At 37.4% G+C, this 20,505-nt stretch carries 22 protein-coding genes; 2 read left to right on the plus strand and 20 right to left on the minus strand.

Annotation, left to right across the window (positions count from 1 at the left end; all coding sequences use genetic code 11):
• Positions 1-12: 12 nt before the first annotated feature.
• From H9650_RS07740 to H9650_RS07750, 3 genes are all read right to left on the minus strand, one after another.
• Positions 13-1,251 (minus strand): sensor histidine kinase, encoded by a 1,239-nt coding sequence (locus H9650_RS07740; protein WP_144539826.1) that lies wholly within the window; start codon positions 1,249-1,251, stop codon positions 13-15.
• The gene (locus tag H9650_RS07745; RefSeq protein ID WP_144539828.1) at positions 1,248-1,937 is read right to left on the minus strand and encodes a response regulator transcription factor; all 690 of its coding nucleotides are present in this window, start codon (positions 1,935-1,937) and stop codon (positions 1,248-1,250) included. Before H9650_RS07745 ends, H9650_RS07740 begins: the two co-directional genes overlap by 4 nt.
• 404 nt (positions 1,938-2,341) lie before the next feature.
• On the minus strand, positions 2,342-3,322 hold the full coding sequence (locus H9650_RS07750) for an NADPH:quinone reductase (RefSeq protein ID WP_144539830.1): 981 nt from the start codon (positions 3,320-3,322) through the stop codon (positions 2,342-2,344).
• 538 nt (positions 3,323-3,860) lie between these two features.
• Here H9650_RS07750 and H9650_RS07755 point away from each other — a divergent pair.
• Positions 3,861-4,202 carry a hypothetical protein gene (locus H9650_RS07755; protein WP_144539832.1) on the plus strand — a complete coding sequence of 114 codons (342 nt, stop codon included), beginning with the start codon at positions 3,861-3,863 and terminating at the stop codon, positions 4,200-4,202.
• Between the two features lie 259 nt (positions 4,203-4,461).
• On the opposite strand, the gene H9650_RS07760 is transcribed toward H9650_RS07755, so the two are convergent.
• Both H9650_RS07760 and H9650_RS07765 read right to left on the minus strand, forming a co-directional pair.
• Positions 4,462-5,763, minus strand: a complete 1,302-nt coding sequence (locus H9650_RS07760) for an NCS2 family permease (RefSeq protein WP_191696935.1) — start codon at positions 5,761-5,763, stop codon at positions 4,462-4,464.
• Between the two features lie 182 nt (positions 5,764-5,945).
• Positions 5,946-6,905 carry an L-threonine 3-dehydrogenase gene (locus tag H9650_RS07765; RefSeq protein ID WP_154311553.1) on the minus strand — a complete coding sequence of 320 codons (960 nt, stop codon included), beginning with the start codon at positions 6,903-6,905 and terminating at the stop codon, positions 5,946-5,948.
• A gap of 169 nt (positions 6,906-7,074) precedes the next feature.
• Here H9650_RS07765 and H9650_RS07770 point away from each other — a divergent pair, with 169 nt between their 5' ends.
• Entirely contained in the window at positions 7,075-7,710 is a 636-nt protein-coding gene (locus tag H9650_RS07770) for a YrzE family protein (RefSeq protein WP_144539838.1), read from the plus strand.
• A gap of 860 nt (positions 7,711-8,570) precedes the next feature.
• On the opposite strand, the gene H9650_RS07775 is transcribed toward H9650_RS07770, so the two are convergent.
• The 15 genes from H9650_RS07775 to H9650_RS07845 form a co-directional block, all read right to left on the minus strand.
• The gene (locus H9650_RS07775; RefSeq protein WP_404814875.1) at positions 8,571-9,767 is read right to left on the minus strand and encodes a glycine C-acetyltransferase; all 1,197 of its coding nucleotides are present in this window, start codon (positions 9,765-9,767) and stop codon (positions 8,571-8,573) included.
• A gap of 148 nt (positions 9,768-9,915) precedes the next feature.
• Entirely contained in the window at positions 9,916-10,977 is a 1,062-nt protein-coding gene (locus H9650_RS07780; protein WP_154311554.1) for a hypothetical protein, read from the minus strand.
• A 75-nt stretch (positions 10,978-11,052) separates the two neighbouring features.
• Entirely contained in the window at positions 11,053-11,700 is a 648-nt protein-coding gene (locus H9650_RS07785) for a YczE/YyaS/YitT family protein (RefSeq protein WP_151111423.1), read from the minus strand.
• 103 nt (positions 11,701-11,803) lie between these two features.
• Positions 11,804-12,295, minus strand: a complete 492-nt coding sequence (ybaK, locus tag H9650_RS07790; RefSeq protein WP_144539846.1) for a Cys-tRNA(Pro) deacylase — start codon at positions 12,293-12,295, stop codon at positions 11,804-11,806.
• Positions 12,296-12,306: 11 nt separating this feature from the next.
• The gene (locus H9650_RS07795) at positions 12,307-12,990 is read right to left on the minus strand and encodes a hypothetical protein (RefSeq protein ID WP_191696936.1); all 684 of its coding nucleotides are present in this window, start codon (positions 12,988-12,990) and stop codon (positions 12,307-12,309) included.
• Between the two features lie 193 nt (positions 12,991-13,183).
• The gene (locus tag H9650_RS07800; RefSeq protein ID WP_154311556.1) at positions 13,184-13,510 is read right to left on the minus strand and encodes a four-helix bundle copper-binding protein; all 327 of its coding nucleotides are present in this window, start codon (positions 13,508-13,510) and stop codon (positions 13,184-13,186) included.
• A 99-nt stretch (positions 13,511-13,609) separates the two neighbouring features.
• On the minus strand, positions 13,610-14,158 hold the full coding sequence (locus H9650_RS07805; RefSeq protein WP_154311557.1) for a DUF1541 domain-containing protein: 549 nt from the start codon (positions 14,156-14,158) through the stop codon (positions 13,610-13,612).
• 112 nt (positions 14,159-14,270) lie between these two features.
• Complete coding sequence (locus H9650_RS07810) at positions 14,271-16,688, minus strand: heavy metal translocating P-type ATPase (protein ID WP_191696937.1); 2,418 nt, start codon at positions 16,686-16,688, stop codon at positions 14,271-14,273.
• A gap of 79 nt (positions 16,689-16,767) precedes the next feature.
• Positions 16,768-16,977: a copper chaperone CopZ gene (copZ, locus tag H9650_RS07815; protein WP_144539856.1), complete on the minus strand. Its 210-nt coding sequence runs from the start codon at positions 16,975-16,977 to the stop codon at positions 16,768-16,770.
• An 11-nt stretch (positions 16,978-16,988) separates the two neighbouring features.
• Complete coding sequence (locus tag H9650_RS07820; protein ID WP_186318219.1) at positions 16,989-17,318, minus strand: metal-sensitive transcriptional regulator; 330 nt, start codon at positions 17,316-17,318, stop codon at positions 16,989-16,991.
• 215 nt (positions 17,319-17,533) lie between these two features.
• Positions 17,534-18,064, minus strand: coding sequence for a thiol-disulfide oxidoreductase ResA (gene resA / locus H9650_RS07825; RefSeq protein WP_144539858.1), 531 nt, complete (start codon positions 18,062-18,064; stop codon positions 17,534-17,536).
• 33 nt (positions 18,065-18,097) lie between these two features.
• Positions 18,098-18,502 (minus strand): disulfide oxidoreductase, encoded by a 405-nt coding sequence (locus H9650_RS07830; protein ID WP_144539860.1) that lies wholly within the window; start codon positions 18,500-18,502, stop codon positions 18,098-18,100.
• Positions 18,492-19,142 carry a DsbA family protein gene (locus tag H9650_RS07835; RefSeq protein ID WP_340862579.1) on the minus strand — a complete coding sequence of 217 codons (651 nt, stop codon included), beginning with the start codon at positions 19,140-19,142 and terminating at the stop codon, positions 18,492-18,494. The genes H9650_RS07830 and H9650_RS07835 overlap by 11 nt, the downstream gene beginning before the upstream one ends.
• 40 nt (positions 19,143-19,182) lie before the next feature.
• Entirely contained in the window at positions 19,183-20,031 is an 849-nt protein-coding gene (locus tag H9650_RS07840) for a M56 family metallopeptidase (RefSeq protein ID WP_144539864.1), read from the minus strand.
• 3 nt (positions 20,032-20,034) lie between these two features.
• Complete coding sequence (locus tag H9650_RS07845) at positions 20,035-20,448, minus strand: BlaI/MecI/CopY family transcriptional regulator (protein ID WP_151111429.1); 414 nt, start codon at positions 20,446-20,448, stop codon at positions 20,035-20,037.
• Between the last annotated feature and the right edge of the window lie 57 nt (positions 20,449-20,505).

Raw genomic sequence — 20,505 nt, forward strand, 5'->3', positions numbered from 1 at the left:
CTGCCAAAAATTTTATGCTTTTTTTAAGGTGATAGTAAATGTGGTTCCTGCATTAGCCTGACTTTTCACACTGATTTTCTCCCCAAGCTGTTCCATGATTTCGAGCGCAATGGACAGCCCGAGGCCACTGCCTGTACTTGTATGCGATAAGTCTTCCTTGTTAAACCGCTCGAATATGTGCGGAAGAACTTCCTTAGAAATACCTGGGCCATTGTCCATTATCATGATTTCCGCTTTACGAGCTGTCGTTTTGGCGTCGATAGTCACTTTGCCATTTTCCGGAGTGAACTTAAACGCGTTATCGAGCAAAATGGTAAGCACTTGTGTGATACGATCTTCATTTGAATAGGTTGCGGGCAAACTTTTCGCACGTTCTGTAATTTGAAATTGAAGATCCATGTCGTCTGCTAAAATAGCAAATGGCTCTGAAACTTTCGCTATGATTTCTTTTGTATTCACGATTGATTTAGTATATGCCGTTTTTTTGTATTGCAGCCTCGATAATTCAAGCAAATCCGAGATGAGTTTTTCTAAGCGAACACTTTCTCTCAAGATGATGCTGTAGTATTGGTCGATTTTTTCCTGATCTTTGACAACATGGTCCGACAGTGTCTCTGTCAAAGCTTTGATAGATGCAAGCGGTGTTTTCAGTTCATGGCTAATATTGGCGACATAGTCTTTGCGCATTTGTTCAAGGTGATTTTTCTCTTTGATAAACAACGCAAGAAAAACCAGAATGATGATTGTTCCAATAGCCAGAGTTACGAAGAATACAAGGTAAAAACCATTAAGCGCTGCTTGATAAGCGCGTGCCTCTTTTAATAAATAGATACCACCTGTCACTTTGTTGTCCTGGACCAATGGTTGCCCGATTATAATTGCTTGCGCAGAATACCCCGGTACTTCCTGGATTTCAACTACGGTTTTGCCACTGATAATTTTTGGCAAGTACGAGGTTAATTCCTTGTTTACTTTCGCATCAGAAGAAAATCTTGAGATTGGTTCATCGTTGTAAACATTGATTTCCATTCCATGGACATCATAAGCCTTAATTAAATAATCATCGGTTTTTCTTATATTTTCACCATCCGCAACCTCTTCTCCGATCAACGTGAGGGGCGGCTGGAGTTCTTCAATTTTTGATTGGGTAAAGTAATGTTTGATTGCAAAAGCCCCCAAGAGCTGACCAGAAATAAATATCAATAGAATGACAAATGCAATCCACAGCTTACTTGAAAATAACCGCTTCATACAAATAACTCAAATTTATAACCGACACCGTAGACGGACTTTATGGAAAACTCGGGAGAAGCTTTAGCGATTTTTTGACGGATTCGTTTGATTAGGGTATCGACTGCACGCGTGTCTCCGATATAATCATATCCCCAAACTTTGTACAGTAATTCCTCACGGTTGACCACTTTCCCTGTGTTTTTGACTAGAAAGGTCAAAAACTCCACCTCTTTTGCAGTAAATTCAATTTCCTGATTATTGATCAGAACTTCATAACCATCAATATCAATGGACAGATTTCCTGCTTTTAAATAGTGGATATCTTCTTTTTTTGGTTGCACCCTTTTTAGTATGGTTTTGATCCTTACTACTATCTCTCGTGGAGAAAAGGGCTTTGTTATATAGTCATCGGCACCAATTTCAAGTCCGACAATCCGATCCACTTCTTCGCTTCTAGCGCTAAGCATAAGGATAGGAATATCGCTAGTTTTGCGTATCTCCTTACATACTTCGGTCCCAAAAAGACCGGGCATCATGATATCAAGTACCACTAGATCAAAATTGTTTTCTTTTAGGAGTTTGAGTGACATCTCTCCATCGTAAGCAGACACGCTATTCATACCTTCAGCTTGTAAATAAGCATTGATACTTTCATGAACAGCGACATTATCGTCACAGATTAATATGGTTATGTTATGATCCATTACGGTAAATCCCTTCAATCTTTAAAGTTCATTTGTTTTGTTATTTTAATAGTTTTTTCGAACTCTATATTTTCACATATTAAATAAAAAAGCAATTCGAATAACTTTTTGACTATAACTCCTCTTCTGTATACTTTCATTGAATAACTCTTTGTTGCGCAAATATTAAAGCGAACCATCTATTGAAATAAAGCAACGATAAAAGTGTACAATGCACTTTTACCGTTGCTTTTTCAATTGTTTTAATTTTAGATTTACACTAGCTTAATCTGTTCCTAAAGGTGTAATATTCTAACCGCTAACAATAAAGTTGTTTAATTAAATACGCGACTCTTAAAGTTCCTGTTGCGTTAGTTTAAGTACAATATTTCCTAAAATTTGTTAACTTTTATTATGTAAAATAATTAGTCAATTATTAAAACAAGTTTACCATTTCCTATACCTTTAGATAGCTGATCAAAGGCCTGCGATGCTTGCTGAAGTGGCAAAGTAGTACCAATAATCGGACGTAATGCTCCACTATTTAGCATTCCAATTACACCATGAATGCTTTGTTCATATTCATCTTTAGGTGCATTCCAAAGAGCTGTTGCTAAAATATCACATTCCTTTTGCATTGCAAGACGTGGATTTATTTCTATTGAACCACGATTTCCGATGATTACAATCTTACCAAATGGTGCAATCAGCTTTAAATCTGTTTCTAAATTAATATTTGCTAAAAACTCAATAATTACATCTGGTCCATTGCCATCCGTTAAGGCTAGCACATCTTCAATCGTTGCTTCAGTCACATGATCAATGACGATATCTGCACCAGCTTGCTTAACCATTTTTTTACCTTTAGGCTTACTTGCTGTCCCAATCACTTTAGCACCGTGAGATTTTGCCATTTGGACAGCCTGTAATCCTAGCCCACCACTGGCTCCATGAATAAAAACAGTTTGACCTGGTCTCAGACAGGCACGTTGAAATAATGCACGATATGCAGTTAACGCAGGTACCCCTAATGCTGCACCTTGTTCAAAAGATACATGGTCTGGTAACAAATGAACCAACGTTTCATCACACACCATCTTTTGTGCAAATGTCCCGGTACTATTACTTCTCAGTAAAGAAGCAATAAATACACGGTCACCAACTCGAATATTTGTGACTTCTTCTCCAATAGCCTCTACAACCCCTGCACCGTCTAAGCCAGGAGTATAAGGCAATTGCGGTACACAAAACGCATATGTACCTGTTAATGTATAGGTATCACTCGAATTAACTCCCGCAGCGTATAAACGAATACATACGTCTTTTTTTCCTACTACTACATCCTCAACGTCTGTGTATGCTAACTTCTCAGGTCCACCAAAATTTGTAACTTGAATTGCTTTCATGTTGTCAACCTCCTCTCATTAATTATATACAGAAAATTATTAATTTACAGTTTTCACATAACACTTCATACTGCATAGCCAAATCTACTTTTTGTTTAAAATTAGCACACGTTAGCAACCATGCCCAAATCAGAAAACTACCAAATACCGCCACAAAGAAAAGTAAAATTATAAATATAACGTAAATTGATAATCTATTGATTTCTTGTAATCCTTCGCATTATCCACACGGTTATCCGAAAAGTACATTTTTAACTTTGCGTGTTTCAAAAACATTCCCCCTTAAATTAAGCACGAATATAATCAAGCATTAATTTCAAATTAGCTTTCTCTTATTGAACCAACCCGTTGCTATAAGTTAAAAAAAATTAAAGTTTCCTAAGCGACCTGTAACTAAGACCCAATGTTAAAAAACATCAAAAAAAACCTAATCTATTGAAACTTATCCACCTCAAAAAAATGTATTTAATTCCCTTTATTGAATATTCTGTATTTTAAGGTATAATTAAGGAAATTAATATGGAGAAAGGTGATGTAAATGAAAAAACTATTAAGCATATCATTGTTTTTAATAGGATTAGTGTTTGTGTTCTTTTCATTTTCTACAAATTCTTTTGCAGACGAGAACGATAAAAGTTACGTAGATGGCCAAGTTATATCTGCTTCAGACACTTTAGACTACTCATATTTAACAAGGAACGATATAGGTTACAAAGATGGGCAAATTATAGCTGTTTCAGAGGACAACACCATTGAAGTATTTTATTCCAACTTCTCCGATATACAAGAGACCCATTATTATGAAGAATTCGGTGATATGAGTTTAATCCAAGCTGTAAGATCTTTAAATGGTTGGTTTGCTACGTTCGCTATTGAATAAAACTACTAAGTGAAATTTATCCCAAGCTCACCTATTTGGTGGTTTTTTTACTAAATGAAGTGATGGAAGTGCCACAGAGTGAAATAAGAACTTACTATGTTCCGATATCTATTTTGATCCAATGTCTTATTATCCTTTAATTAGATTCAACTTAAAGAAGATAAAACCTTCTTGAAATAACTACTTTTTATTTCTTTAGCCTTCTGAACTAAAAAAATGCTCTCCGCATCTTAAATATGCAGGGAGCATTTTATTTTTATTAGTGTGGTAAAAACAATAATTGAAATGCAAATAGGATAGCAAATATATATAGCATCGGATGTACTTTTTTTGCTTCACCTTTAACTATTTTCAAAATAGGGTAAATGATAAACCCAAAAGCAATTCCAGTTGCAATGCTTGAAGTAAGAGGCATGATCAAGATGATTAAGAAAGCAGGGAATGCTTCGTCAAATTTACTCCATTCAATTTCTTTTACAGAACCAATCATCAATGTACCAACAATAATTAGGGTTGGAGAGGTAATCGCCGCAACACCAGATATGGCACCTACTAAAGGTCCAAAGAAAGAAGCAACAATGAATAAAACAGCAACGGTTAAACTAGTTAAACCTGTACGGCCACCAACAGCAACACCAGATGAAGACTCAACAAATGCTGTTGTCGGACTAGTTCCAAACATAGACCCAACAGTCGTCGCAACTGAGTCAGCCAGTAATGCTTGACGAGCACGAGGTAATTTTTCGTCTTTCATCAAACCAGCTTGTTTAGCAACACCAACCATAGTACCTGTAGTATCAAAGAGTGTAACTAAAATGAATGAGAATACTACTCCGTATAAACCATAAGAAATAACTTGGCCAATTGCTTCAATTGGATTCCAAATTAAAATACCTTCTGGTAAATGAGGCAGAGCTACCACTTTATCAATATGTAGTTGATTTGTTAACACAGCTACGATACCAGTAACAACCATACCAATAAATAATGCACCATTTATATTACGTACCATTAAAATAACAGTGATTAATAAACCAAATAAAGTTAAGAGAACACCAGGGGAAGTTAAATCACCTAGCATCACTAAGTTACTATCACTTGCCACAACTACTTTAGCCATTCGTAAGCCTAGAAAGGCAATAAATAACCCAATACCTGCAGTAATTGCATGTTTTAAATTTTTCGGAATTGCCGTTATTAACTTTTCTCTCAAAGGTGTTAAAGATAAAAGAATAAAAATTATACCTGCTACGAAAACAGCAGCAAAAGCTGTTAAATAATCAATTTTTCCGTCTGACGCTAACACGACAGCGTAAGTGAAATATGCATTCAATCCCATACCAGGAGCAATTGCGATTGGATAATTGGCGCAAAGCGACATCCATAATGTACCGATAACAGCAGAAATAATAGTTGCCATAAACACTTGATCAAGTGGTACACCTGCATCCGATAAAATAATCGGATTTACAACAACGATATATACCATTGTGAGAAATGTGGTCATTCCAGCAATAAGTTCAGTCTTTACATTCGTACTATGCTCCTTCAAACGAAACATTTTATTACCTTCTTCCTTAAACACGAACATTTTTAATAACATTAAATATATTATTCGTTTTTTAGATAAAATACAACCCTTTTACTCAAAGTCATTATTCTCAAAATTCTCCGTTTACATTCACTTTAAGAATTAAGTAGTACGCAAATTTATATTAATTGTTATAAAAAAAAGCAGGTCCTTTATAAGGAGCCTGCCGTTTTTTTATTCTTTAGCGTTAGTAACATATCCTTCGTCATTGCGTCTAAATCGTATTTATACGTAAAGCCCCACTCTTCTTTTGCTGCAGTCGCATCAATGTTGTCTGGCCAGCTATCAGCAATTGCTTGGCGAACTGGGTCTACTTCATAATTCATCTTAAAGGAAGGTATTTCCTTGCGGATAGATGCAGCAATTTGTTCCGGTTCAAAGCTCATTGCCGTTACATTAAATGCATTACGATGAATTAGCTTAGTCGGATCTGCCTCCATTAAATCAACAATCGCTTGAAGCGCATCCGGCATATACATCATATCCATATATGTTCCTTTTGCTATATAGGACGTGTAAGCGCCATCCTCTAATGCTTTATAGTAAATGTCAACTGCATAGTCGGTTGTTCCACCCCCTGGTAATGTCTCATTGGAGATCAATCCAGGAAAACGAACTCCTCTTGTATCCACGCCGAATTTTTGAAAGTAGTAATCACATAGCAATTCTCCTGATACTTTGTTTACTCCATACATAGTAGTTGGACGCTGCAATGTATCCTGAGGTGTGTTTTTCTTAGGAGTAGAAGGTCCGAAAGCGCCAATAGAGCTTGGAGTAAAGAATTGCATCCCTAATTCACGTGAAGCCTCCAATGCATTTACTAATCCACCCATATTTAAATTCCACGCCAATAGCGGCTTCGCTTCTGCTGTTGCAGAAAGTAATGCAGCCATATGAATCATAGTGTCCGCTTGAAAATTCTTCGCAAGCTGATGCATTTTCTCTCCATCCGTCACATCTAAAATGTCAAATGGACCATTTTCTGTTACTGACGATGATATATGTCTAATGTCTGTGGCCAAAATATTGTCTGAACCATATTCTTTTCGTAGTTTCGCAACTAGTTCCGAACCAATTTGTCCTAAAGCTCCGGTAACCATAATTTTCTTCATCTTTATTTCTTCCTTTCAAAAACAATTGTATTTTTGGAAAGTACATTATATCAATAAAACACCTTGATATCACTAGGTTTATCAAGTAATAATTATATCGTGTTCATTCGTGAAATACAACCATATCCGATTTCATTTTTTGATATAATAGTTTAATTAGGAGGTATTTATGAAAATATTAAAATATGCACTCATTTTTTTGCTAGGGGTAATATTGACTATGGTTATGACTTTTTTCAATTTACCTTTTTGGTTAATTTATTTGATAGTAGTAGCCGTATATTTACTTTTAATAGTTGTACCTCAAATGTATACGGTTTATAAATCAAAAAATTTGAAAAAGATAGAGCAATATCTAGAAAAGAATAAGCGAAAGCCAATATTTGCTTACCCGCTAGCTTTGAAAACTGGCGATCGAGAACAGATCATACGCTCCTTAGAGGAAATTTTGAAAAGGCACAAACAGCCCTATATGCAGGAAGTATATAAAACCATATTGGCACTTTTTGAAAACAACGTCTCTAAATTCGAGCACCTAGCTAAACAAATAAGCAAAGAACCATTAAGAACCTATTATTTAGCATATGTAGAAGCTCTTAAAGGAGACTTTGATGAGGCTCATACACTAAAGGTTCAACTCCCAAAAGGTTGGATGCAGCATGCAATCGAAGCTGTCATCGCAAAAGAGCAAGGCAACAACGACCTCTATGAACAAGAAGCGAACAAAAGCATTGAGCTTGCAACAGGCGTCCAAAAATATAGCCTTTATTATTCTTTTCAGCAAGAGATAAATAATTTGAAATGAGTGGACCAATTATTCTTGGAACCCGGCAGTAAGATCATTCGATTTCAATATAAAAGCCCACTACGGTGGGCTTTTTACTATTAACTAATATCATTTATTTTTTAACGATAATTCTTGGCATTAGGGGACTCTTTCCATCCATTTACGAGCGTTTTCCACTGTTTTAGGAGACATTTCCTCATTTTTAGGGGCGCAACCACCACTTAGGAGACGATTTCCAGCGTTTAGGAGACACTTCTCATCCATTTATGAGCGATTCCCACCGTTTTAGGAGACATTTCTCCATATTTAGGAGCGTACCCACCACTTAGGAGACAATTTCTAGCATATAGAAGACACTTCCCATCGTTTACGAGCGCTTCTCACTGTTTTACGAGACATTTCTCCATAATTAGGAGCGTACCCACCACTTAGGAGACAATTTCTAGCATTTAGGAGACACTTCCCATCGTTTACGAGCGCTTTCCACCATTTTAGGAGACATTTCTCCATATTTAGGGGCGCCATCACCACTTAGGAGACAATTTCTAGCATTTAGGAGACACTTCCCATCGTTTACGAGCGCTTCTCACTGTTTTACGAGACATTTCTCCATATTTAGGGGCGCAACCACCACTTAGGAGACGATTTCCAGCGTTTAGGAGACACTTCTCATCCATTTATGAGCGATTCCCACCGTTTTAGGAGACATTTCTCCATATTTAGGAGCGTACCCACCACTTAGGAGACGATTTCTAGCATTTAGGAGACGCTTCGCATCCGTTTATCTTCCCCTTTATTTAACTGCCACTTAGAGAAACTTTGCGATTGTATCCCCCACAAAAAAAGGCTACCAAACAATTGGTAGCCGGAATCTTATTCTATTTAATAACGCCTAGTTCTTTTCCAACTTTTTCGTAAGTAGCTATGGCATTATCTAGCATTTCTTTTGTATGGGCAGCTGTTGGCATGTTGCGAACGCGTCCAGTTCCCTTAGGTACCGTAGGGAAGACAATAGATTTTGCATATACTCCCTCTTCAAATAGGCGTTTAGAGAATTGCTGAGTTAGTTTTTCGTCTCCAATGATACATGGAGTGATTGGTGTTTCAGATGCACCAATATCAAATCCAAGCTTAGATAAGCCCGCCTTCAAGTAGTCACCATTTTCCCAAAGCTTGTCATGAAGCTCTGTGGAATCGATGATCATTTGGACTGCAGCTGTTATTGCTGCTACATCGCCAGGTGGTAAAGCAGTAGAGAATAGGAATGGACGTGAACGAACCTTTAACCAGTCGATTAAGTCCTTCTTCCCTGCAACGTATCCACCGACTACCCCGATTGCTTTAGATAGTGTTCCAATTTGGAAATCAATTTCTTTTTCTAAACCAAAGTGCTTCACTGTTCCTTTACCTTTACCAGTAACACCAGAACCATGTGCATCATCCACATACGTGATTAGGTCAAATTCTTTTGCAATTTCAACGATTTCTGGAAGCTTTGCAATGTCACCATCCATCGAGAATACGCCATCTGTAATTACCATTACTTTGTTGTACTGGCCAGATTCCGTTGCTTCTTTCGCTTTATTGCGAAGATCATCCATATCAGAGTGGTTAAATGGAATGATTTTAGCTTTAGAAAGTCGGCAACCATCGATGATGGATGCATGGTTTAATTGGTCAGAAAGAATCGCATCATTTTTGTCCATTACCGCAGAAATTGCAGCCATATTACAGTTAAAGCCCGATTGATAAGATATTGCTGCTTCTGTTCCTTTGAACTCAGCAAGCTTTTCCTCTAGCTTTACGTGTAGGTCTAGCGTTCCGTTAATCGTACGTACTGCTCCCGCTCCTACACCATATTTATCTATCGTTTCTTTTGCAATACGCTTTAATTCGTCATTTGTAGCTAGTCCCAAATAATTGTTGGAGGATAGGTTGATTAGCTCATTTCCGCCAACTGTTATAATTGGGCCATTAGCTCCTTCAACAGGATCGATTTCGTTATATAGACCTTGACTCTTTAATTGCTCTAGGTTTTCTGTTAAAAAGTTATTTAATACATTAGACAAGTTCATCTTCCTTTCAAACAAATAGTCCATTTTATTTTACCATTGTTATAGAAGAAAGACTAAGATATGTCTCTTTTGATAAATAAATGTCTATGCCTTCTTCACCTGGCAAACGCTAGTCAAAAACCATAAAAAAAGCGAGTAGGAAACCTACTCACTCAATTGTTTCTAGCATTTTATCGTGAAGTTCTCTCCATTTATCCTCATCTATGGCAGAGTCATAGAGTGATTTAATAAGCTTTGCCTCTGCAAAATAAGTACTGATGTAATCTTGAGCCAATTCCATCTCGCTTGAGTATGCCTCTCTGACTTTCGTCAATTCCTCTTCAGCCCATTGGTTTTGGTCGATATATGGGAAGAAATCTACAATTTCATCCCCTTCTCTTTCAGGGTCATAAATATGTGGACTAGTCGCATCCACAATACTCAATTGAAGCTCCGGTATCACTACCCCATCAATACTATTGGCATCTAACCCACACCAAATGTAGCGAACGTCTAGACCATGAGACTTTGCTTCTTCTCCAAATTTTTTCATAAAGGAGGATTTCCCGCTGCCAGGCAGCCCTTTTATATACAAACGCGTCTTTAAACTTTTGGAAATTGAACTAAACGTATCCTTTGCCCCTAACGGCGTTAAAGAACCCATTAAACGGTGAGTTAGCTTCGGATTTTTTTGTAGTTTCACATTCCCTATATATTTTTTTTGAAGATCATCTAATAATGAATCAATACCCTTCCAGTCCATTCCAGGTTGAATTAATTGCTCCCAGTCATCATGTATTAGCTTAGCTCTCGATAGGGACTGCAAACCCTTTGCAAGCCAAGCCTCTCCCTCTAGATGCTTGTCGCGGACAACTAGTCCCACATCCCGTAACCTGTCGAGTTTATAGGCATCATAATAAGTTACCCACTCATGCCCTGCCCCATAGAAGAAAGGATCAATCGTATTCGTTTGAAGATAAAGTGTTTTTGTGTCAACAATATAAACAGCCTCTACAGCGTCCTCGTCGAGCGGATCTAAAAACCATTCCATATCATTCCCTCTTCGTATAGCTGCATATCCAATTTCTTTTAAGGTTTCGGAGAGTCTAGAGCTTGCTGGGCCTTTAAAAAAATATACCTTTTTCGCTTCCTGAATGAGTTCTTTATAGAAGTTTTTAACACCTTGTCCCGTATAAGATTTCCCCATAAAGTGTGTAATTGTTCCGTTCAAATAGTCATCCTTTCTATCGTTCATTCAATAGATAATGTATGCTGCATCAACCAAAAATATGAAAAGCACTGAGAATCATATATGTTTCTCAGCGCTCTTCTTCACGAATGGTAGTGTATAACCACTTATTTTATTCAAATATTTTTGCGAAGCAGGTAATGTATAGTGTACTAATTGTCCAAGCCCTATTGCGATAAGTATTGTACCAATGCCTACTGGGCCTCCTAGTATCCAACCGACAATCGCGACTATCACTTCAATGCCTGTCCGCACTTTCTTTAAGCTCCAACCTGTTTTTTCTATTATGAGAAGCATTAAAGAATCACGTGGTCCCGCTCCTAGATTCGGTGAAACGTAAATCCCGATCCCTATGCTCATCACCATAACTCCTAATATAAAAATGATCGACTGTCCCAACAAGTCTGTTGGATTGGGCAGTAACCAATTAAACATATCGATAAATGATCCTACAAACAAAATATTAAGCCATGTCCCTAATGCAGGAATTTTTTTTGTACTGATGATCGTGATCAACACAATAATGATACCCGTTAAAATAGCCCATGTGCCGATTGATAATCCTAAATGATTGAAAAGACCAACGTGCAAAACATCCCAAGGCCCAATACCAAATAAATATCCTTTTATAGTCATCGAAATCCCTAAGGACATAATCGTTATACCCACTATAAAAAAGACCCAACGCCAAACAAGTTCCTTCATGTTTCTATCCTACTTTCCTATAACGAAAAAACCATTCTCAACTAAAAAGTTGGAATGGAATCATTTAATACTATATCTATTATAGTCGCTTAAGAAAAGATTGCTAGTCATTTTTGGAATTGCTAATTACTGCCGTTTTCCCTTTAGTCATACGGAGTAGGTCAGTTAGCGAAAGCTTCACTTGAAGCCCTATCCTTCCTCCGCTAACGATAATATAGTCGTTGTTTTCGGCGCTACTATCTACAATTGTCGGAAACAGCTTTTTCATCCCTATTGGTGAGCAGCCTCCCCGGATATAACCAGTCGTTGGCAAAAGGTCCTTTAGATGCAACAGCTCCACCTTTTTCTCTCCAACTTCCTTTGCCACACTTTTGAGATTTAGCTCTTGATCCACAGGGATAATGCAGACATAGTATTTATTTGAACCAGCGGTAACTAGTAATGTTTTATACACGACAAAAACGGGGTAGCCTATTTTGTTTGCTACAGTTACCCCATCGACTTGATCACCAGTCAGCTCGTATTCGATTAAATCAAAAGCTATTTTCTGCTGTTCTAACATACGAACAGCATTGGTCTTCTGTTTTTTAGTCATGCTTATTACTCCTATGCTATTTGGAAGAAGCTCGGTTGCTGATCCGAAAAGCCATACTTTCTTATATGAACTTGATACGAATATTTAGCAATAGCCTGTTCTTTTAAACGTTTAGTTTGAAGGCTCTGTAAGTCTTCCTCCAACACTTTTGGTGTTTGAAAGTCCACCTGCATAGAACGATTAAAAACTTCAGCCTCCATTTCTTTTTGCCTCTTAGTTTCTAACTCAATTTGTCTATTCGCCATTTCATTTAACGTTAGTTGGGCTTCCTCTTGTCTAATTTTCGAAGTTGCATTTGCAGCCACTAGTAAATGCTGTGGTGTCGCAGGCATTTCTGCTAAAGCCTGACTACGAACTTTTTCTAATAGCTCAATTGTTTTTTCAGGTGTCGGTCCTCCTATGCTTTGTATTGGAGTGCCAGGTCCCTTAATATCCATTATAGTTTGTTTTTCCATTTCTTGAAATTCACGAATTGCAGCTGAAAGTTCTGGGGTGTCCTTCTCTTTTTCTTTATTCCCAAGCAAAAGTTCTTCCAATTCATTTAAAGAGGGAGTTTTCGGTTGGAAATAATCATGATGTTTTCTATATGCCTGTCCTGCGTCCTTTCTTTGGACTGCTCGCATACTAGATACTAAGTTAGACATCCCATTTCCTGTAGCTTTCACTAAACTCATCATGTTCACCATCCTTTCCATACAAATTTCCTTCTTTACAGTCTACCTAATTTGTCAAAATAATGAAATAAACTTTAGGCATAATTTAATATGAGGCATAATAATCAATTCAATATTTATGTATTTTTCCTTCAATTAGTTAAAATTACCTAATTTCAATTCTAAAAAGGAGACTGTCAGAAAATAGTCTAACAGTCTCCATTTTTTGCATTTTTTATGCGACCATTTGGCGACAAGCCTCGGCGCATTTACGACAAGCCTCTGCACATTTTTGACAGTGCTCATGATCGTGTTTCCCACACTCTTCTCCGCATGCATCACAAATTTGTGCACAGAGCTTACAAATTTCCTGAACAAATGGGCTATTTCTTGTTATAGCTTGAGCCGCATATGAACAAACATCTGCACACTCACGGTCTAACCTGATACAACCCGCCATCATTTTAATATGTTCTTCCTTTAGACAGGCGTCAAAGCAATTATTACAAGCCTCTAAGCATTCTATGCAAGCCTTTAAACACTCTTCATACTTCGTATTCATTATTTCGCCTCCTCTTGTTTAAGTATCCGCTATTATTTTTCCCTTAAAGGGGAGATTTAAACAAGAAAAGCTTAGACTATATATTGATCAAAATCACTGCTATTTAACTTCGGACAATTCGTCCTCGGTCACCCATTTATGATTTTTAACCTCTGTTCCATCAGTGGTTGAAACATAATCTATCATGTAAACAGTTGTATCCTCAGAAGATTCAATGATAGCTTCGGCTCCTTCCATACCTTCCATGTGTTTAGCATTCAGCTTAACGTTTGAGCCAACTATCCCTTTTCCATCAGTTGCCTCTAACTCCTCATGGATAACCCATTTATGGTTCTCTACCTTTTTGCCATCTGTCGTAGAAGTATACGTAACAGCATACACCGTTGTATCAAAAGCACCTACAATTGTAGCCTCTGCACCTTTCATACCACCCATGTGATCAGCTTCTATCACTGCCTTACTTCCTACTTCAAATTTAGGATTTTGTGCTTCTTCCAAGCCCTCGGGAATCTCTCCACCGTCATCTATATGATTCATATGAGCATGCTCCTGCTCCATATTATTGTCCTTTGTAGTTTCTTCGCCTTCATCACCACAGCCTGCCAATAAAAATAAAGTGCATAATCCCGTTACAGCTATTTTTTTCATATATAACTCTCCTTTTAATGTTAATCTCCAATAAATATTTGAAAGCCTTTTTGGCCTTGAACCTTAATTAAAGAAAACGACCGCTACTTCAGCAGCCGTTCTCCTTACCACTCTATTTATCCAATTTCACACGTTGTAAACGTAAAGCATTCAAAACCACCGAAACTGAACTGAATGCCATAGCTGCACCGGCTACCCATGGTGCGAGTAAACCAACCGCTGCAATTGGAATACCTAATGTATTATAGGCAAATGCCCAGAATAGATTTTGCTTTATATTTCTCATTGTTTTGCGACTCATTATAATCGCATCGGCAATGCTGTTTAAGTCCCCACGAATTAATGTAATATCAGCTGCCTCCATCGCAACATCTGTTCCTGTGCCGATAGCCATTCCAATATCAGCAACTGCTAAAGCTGGTGCATCATTGATACCGTCACCGACCATTGCTACTTTTTTGCCGGAGGATTGTAGCTTTTTAATTTCCGCTGCCTTACCTTCTGGAAGCACCTCCGCAATTACCTGGTCAATTCCTGCCTGTTTTCCAATGGCAGTGGCTGTTAACTGGTTATCACCAGTGATCATCATGACATCAATATTCATTTCCTTCAATCGCTTAATAGCCTGTAAAGAGGATTCCTTAATCGTATCAGCGACTGCAATCATACCAACAAATTTTCCATTTATACTTGCTAGCATAGCAGTTTTCCCTTGTCCCTCGAGCTCTTCCATTCGTTTAAGAATAGCTGCTATATTAATATTATTTTGATTCATTAATTTTTTAGTACCAACTAACACTTCTTGCTCATTTACCACTGCTTTTACACCGTATCCTGGTATGGCCTCAAAGGAAGTTACCTCTAGTAGTGTTATCCCACGCTCCTTGATCCCATCTACAATTGCTTCTGCAAGTGGGTGTTCCGACTGCCTTTCAGCTGCCCCGATATAAGCGAGAAAGTCGGATTCCTTCATTCCCTCTTCCATAAGCACATCTGTTAGCTTCGGCTTTCCGTAAGTGACTGTCCCAGTTTTATCAACCACCACCGTATCAATATGGTGTGTCGTTTCTAAATGTTCTCCACCCTTAAACAGGATTCCGAACTCTGCAGCACGACCGGAGCCCGCCATGATAGATGTTGGTGTTGCAAGACCTAAAGCACATGGACAAGCAATGACAAGCACAGCTATCAATGCCTCAAGCGCTGGGGTGATTTCACCAGGTTCAACGACTAAGAACCAGACTAAGAATGTAACTATTGCTATTCCTACAACGATTGGAACGAATATCCCAGAAATCTTATCTGCCAAACGTTGAATAGGCGCTTTTGAGCCTTGGGCATCTTCTACTACCTTAATAATTTGAGCAAGTGCAGTGTCTCTTCCAATTTTCGTTGCTTTCATTTTAATGGAACCATTTTTATTGATGGTGGATCCGAACAACGAATCTCCAGTCACTTTATCAACTGGTATACTCTCTCCAGTTAACATAGATTCATCGACTGCACTATTTCCAGCAATCACTTCTCCATCAACAGGAATTTTTTCTCCGGGCTTCACTAGAATGGTATCTCCTACTAATACTTCCTCAATGGGAATTACCAATTCAGCACCATCTCTAATAACCAATGCCGTTTTCGCCTGTAGCCCCATTAGTTTTTTTATAGCCTCCGAAGAGCGCCCCTTTGCCTTTGCTTCGAACAGCTTACCCAACAAAATCAGTGTGATAAGGACCGCGCTTGTTTCAAAGTAAAGGTTAGCTGCATGATGTTCACCGGCAGTAATAATTGCTTGATAAACGCTATAAAAATAAGCTGCTGAGGTTCCTAACACAACGAGTACATCCATGTTGGCACTGCCATTTCTCAATGCTTTGTATGCACTAACATAAAACTGTCTTCCGATGATGAATTGGACAGGTGTTGCCAATACCATTTGCACCCACGGATTCATCAAAAATTCTGGCATGTAAATAAAAGAAGTAAAAGAAAAATGTCCAACCATCGTCCAGAGAAGTGGCAAAGATAAAATAGCTGAAACAATAAATTTCACCTTTTGCTTTTGTATTGCTTCCTCTCGATAATCGACCGACTCTTTATCCTCTGATTTAATTATTGCACCATAACCAAGCTTTTCTACCTTTTGAATAATATCGTTTATAGTTACGTCGGAGGGATTAAACTCTACGGTTGCACGTTCGAGAGCCAGATTCACATTGGCAGAACTTACTCCCTCTAATTTGTTTAGACCTTTTTCAATGCGGGTAGAACAAGCAGCACAAGTCATACCAGTAATAGCAAACTCTTTCTTCTCTTTCACCACTCCGTATCCAAGTGCCTCAATTTTCTTCTCAAAGTCTTCTTCTGTTACTTTATCAGGGTCATATTTGATAACTGATTTTTCAAGCGCTAAATTTACATTAGCTTCTTCCACACCGTCCATTTTGTTAATAACTTTTTCTATTCGCGCAGAACATGCCGCACAGGTTATCCCAGTTATTTTATAGCTAGTCTGCTTTATATTATTTTCCATAACCCTCACCTTTCTCATATACGTCTAGGGGGTATATATTACCTAAATAAAGAGAGTGCCTGTATGAGCACTCCATCTATTATTGGACATCGTAGCCTTGTTCATCGATTGTTTCTTTTATTTTGGCTAAAGTAACTTTGTCTTCTTCAAAGGATACATCTACTTTTCCGGATTCAAGATATACTTTTACTTGTTCAACGCCATCTAGATTACCTACACTTGTTTCTACCGATTTAACGCAATGTCCACATGACATGCCTTTAACTTCTAATGTAACTTGATTTAACATTTGAATTCCTCCTATTTTCTCATTAGTTTTTGAATCGTAACGAGCAGTTCATCTAACACTTCTTCATCGCCTTCAGCTAACCTATTAGCCACGCACCCCTTTAAATGTCCTTGCAAAAGAACCTTAGCAACACTATTTAAAGCCGACTGGGTTGCAGATAGTTGGGTAATTATATCGTCACAGTAAATATCCTTTTCAACCATCCCTTTAATGCCACGAATTTGTCCTTCAATACGATTCAGTCTATTGGTTAAATCTTTTTTTACATGCTCAGGATGGTGACTTCTCCTACAAGACAAGTCTGATGGTAATTCTGTATTTTCCTCTATTACATTGTCCAAGTAACCAACCTCCTATTCCTACTACCAGTATATGATACCCTAAAGGGGTATGCAACTTATTTGATTTTTAAATTTTTGAAGCTATTTTAACTACGAACTTTTAATAGTTTTCACCTAATGAATCGATTTTATGATTATCAGTTGGAAGAGACATAGAAAAACGCTATATAAAAAGACGTTCCTAGTTTAACTAAGGAAGCGTCTTAAATTAGATATTAAATTGGTAGTATTTGCTCCATATATTTCTTGATGCTTTCCTCGCTCATTTCACCGGTTATGATCTTTTCTATTTTACCTTCAGAGTTGATGAGTAGGGTCGTAGGCAACGGGTTAATATTGAAGGCGTTGATAACACTTTTATTGTTATCAATTAGAACTGGGAATGTTAATCCCTTTCTATCAATGTATCTTTGAACCTTTAAATCCGACTCGCCTACATTTACCGCGAGGATTTCAAGCCCTTGATCTTTATAGTTTTGATATTGTTCATCTATGATAGGAAATTCTCTTTCACAAGGCTTACACCATGTCCCCCAAAAGTTTAGAAAGACTCCCTGTCCTTTGTAATCGGATAATTGATGCTTCTCACCGTTCATATCTACTAATGCAAAATCAGGTGCGGCGTCCCCCTCCTTCAAGATTGCATTTTTCTCCTTTGTTACATTCGAGTAAATCGTAAATACAATGGCAACAACCATTAAAGACAAAATGAGAGCTCGAATATAAAATCTCTTTTTCTTGTTCATCTAAACTTCCTCCTCTCTTCTTATAATAAATTGTTATTTTTTCTTCCAAAGACCAAGCATGAAAACGGTAATCATAACGAATGCTAACAATGCTAGAAATGGAATAGTTACAAAACCAAACCAATTGATATATTGTCCTGAACAGGGAACTCCGCTTGTACATGCGCTAAATTCCTGCAAGGAAGGAATTTTCTGCAGGGCATAATGGTAGCTGGAAACACATATGCCAATTATAGATAGTGGTAGCGCATATACATAAATCTTTTTGTCGTTTCTATAGAAAGCTACACCCAATAGAAACACCAGCGGATACATTAAAATCCTCTGATACCAGCAAAGTGTACATGGAATAAATCCCATCCGTTCACTAAAAAATAAACTACCTATCGTTGCGGTAAGCGCTACAAGCCACGCAGCTAAAATAGATTTATTTAGCATTTGCAGCCTCTTCCACCATTTTAGCAAAGTCCGTCATCGTTTTCCCTGTAAACTCCTTACCGCCAATATAAATGGATGGAGTGGCAACTATACCAAGATTTTTTGCTGTACTCATATCTAGATTCCACGCTTCCTTTCCTCCCTCTTCACTAAATGCCTGTTTAACCTTTTCCACTTCTTCTTCGCTCGCTATCTCAGCTAGTACCGCCACTAAAAATTCATCTGACATTAGGTTTTCTTGACCGCTTGCATTTGTTTGATTTGCAAATAACAAATGATGGAAGGACCAAAATTTTTCATTTCCGAGTTCCTTATATACCGTCTCTCCAAACTGCGCGGCTGTATTAGAATCAGCAGCAATGAAAGAATAGTTCATGTAGTAAAACTTCGCCTTCCCCGTTTCTACGAATTCCTCATTAATTAGTGGGAAGAGACTGTCATTAAAGTCTTTACAATGTGAGCATTTATAATCACCAAATTCTACAATTTCCACCGGAGCAGATGCTTCACCTATGTAAGGCTGTCCATCGTATTCAATAACAACAGATTCTGCCTTCGTATCTGTTAATACAATGATTCCAACAATACATATTGCAATAACACCTATAAACCAAAAAATCTTCTTAGACAAATTCAACATCTCCTAAAACTACATAACGTAGTGTAATTGGGTAAAAAATTTACGCTAATGCGTAAATAAAAAAGCTACATATTAACGCAAATATAGCAATGGATAAAACAGTGTCTCTCCATGGAATTTGCAACTTTACTTCTGTTAAAGGGTTTAATAAATATTCTATTCGGTAATTGACAGAGGTATCTGCAAATGATGCATATGTAAAAGGCATTTGGTCTAACTTTCCTACCTTTAACATCTTTAAAAGTGCACTGCTTAAGCTTGCAGATGTTGCTTGTCTCTCTATAGCATATTCATCTGCCAACACTTCTTGGACAATTCTATATTTTTGTTGGAACCACTTTAATATCGGAATATATCTTATAGTAGTAGAAAATAATGATAACATGAACATTTTTAAAGGATCACGGTTATTCTGATGGTACATCTCATGTGCTAATACTGCATTTAGCTCTTCCTCGTTAAGTAGATTTACAAGCCCAGTTGATATAACAATCTTAGGTGTAAAGAATCCCATTGTAATGGCTAGAGGAGTTGGATAAGAGATTACGATAAATTCTTCCTTCTTGTTGCTATACGATTCATTTAAATTCTTTGTTAGCTTCTTCTCTTTATATTGTTGAAACTTTAATTTCATCCTTTTCGCTTGAACAAATTGTATACATATCTTCCAGAATAGATAAACCAATGTAAAAATGACTAAACCGTCAAGTGCATATTCCAGTGAGGATAAACCAATCATTTTTAATGTGCTATGACATACTTCTACAAGGTTAAACTTCACATCCCATCCCGCAAGCATGGAAATAACATAAATGGCCATCTGAAAAAAAATGATTCCAGAAATAAGTAAAGACGCTATAAACATATGGGTCGATTGACGTTTGTTCATAAGCTACATTTCCTTTTTCCACTCTTTTATTTTTTGCTCAAGCTTAGCAACTAGATCATCATCAACATCTTCTATAGCATCTAGCATATGACTGACAACCACATTGCCAAACTCGTCCATAAGCTCGTTCGTCATTTCCTTAGATTGAGTATTGATAAACTCTTCTCTCGAAAGAACTGGCATATACATAGAAGATCTACCCTCTGCTCTTTTTTGTAGTATTCCTTTATCCACTAATCTGTTCATGACGGTCATAACCGTGTTAAAATTTGTTGCTTTTTCACAGTCCAATACCTTTTGTACATCCTTAATGGTCATCTCCGTACCAGTCCAAAGAATATCCATTATTTTAGATTCAAGTGGTCCGAAAAAGCGATTCAATCCACTTTCGTTCATTTTAAACTTTCCAATTTTCACGTAAGCTCACCTCACATTACTCATTGTAGTGTATCTATTAGTTAAAGTGAAGTTTTT

The organism is Psychrobacillus faecigallinarum (genome assembly GCF_014836595.1).
Taxonomy (GTDB): Bacteria; Bacillota; Bacilli; order Bacillales_A; family Planococcaceae; genus Psychrobacillus; species Psychrobacillus faecigallinarum.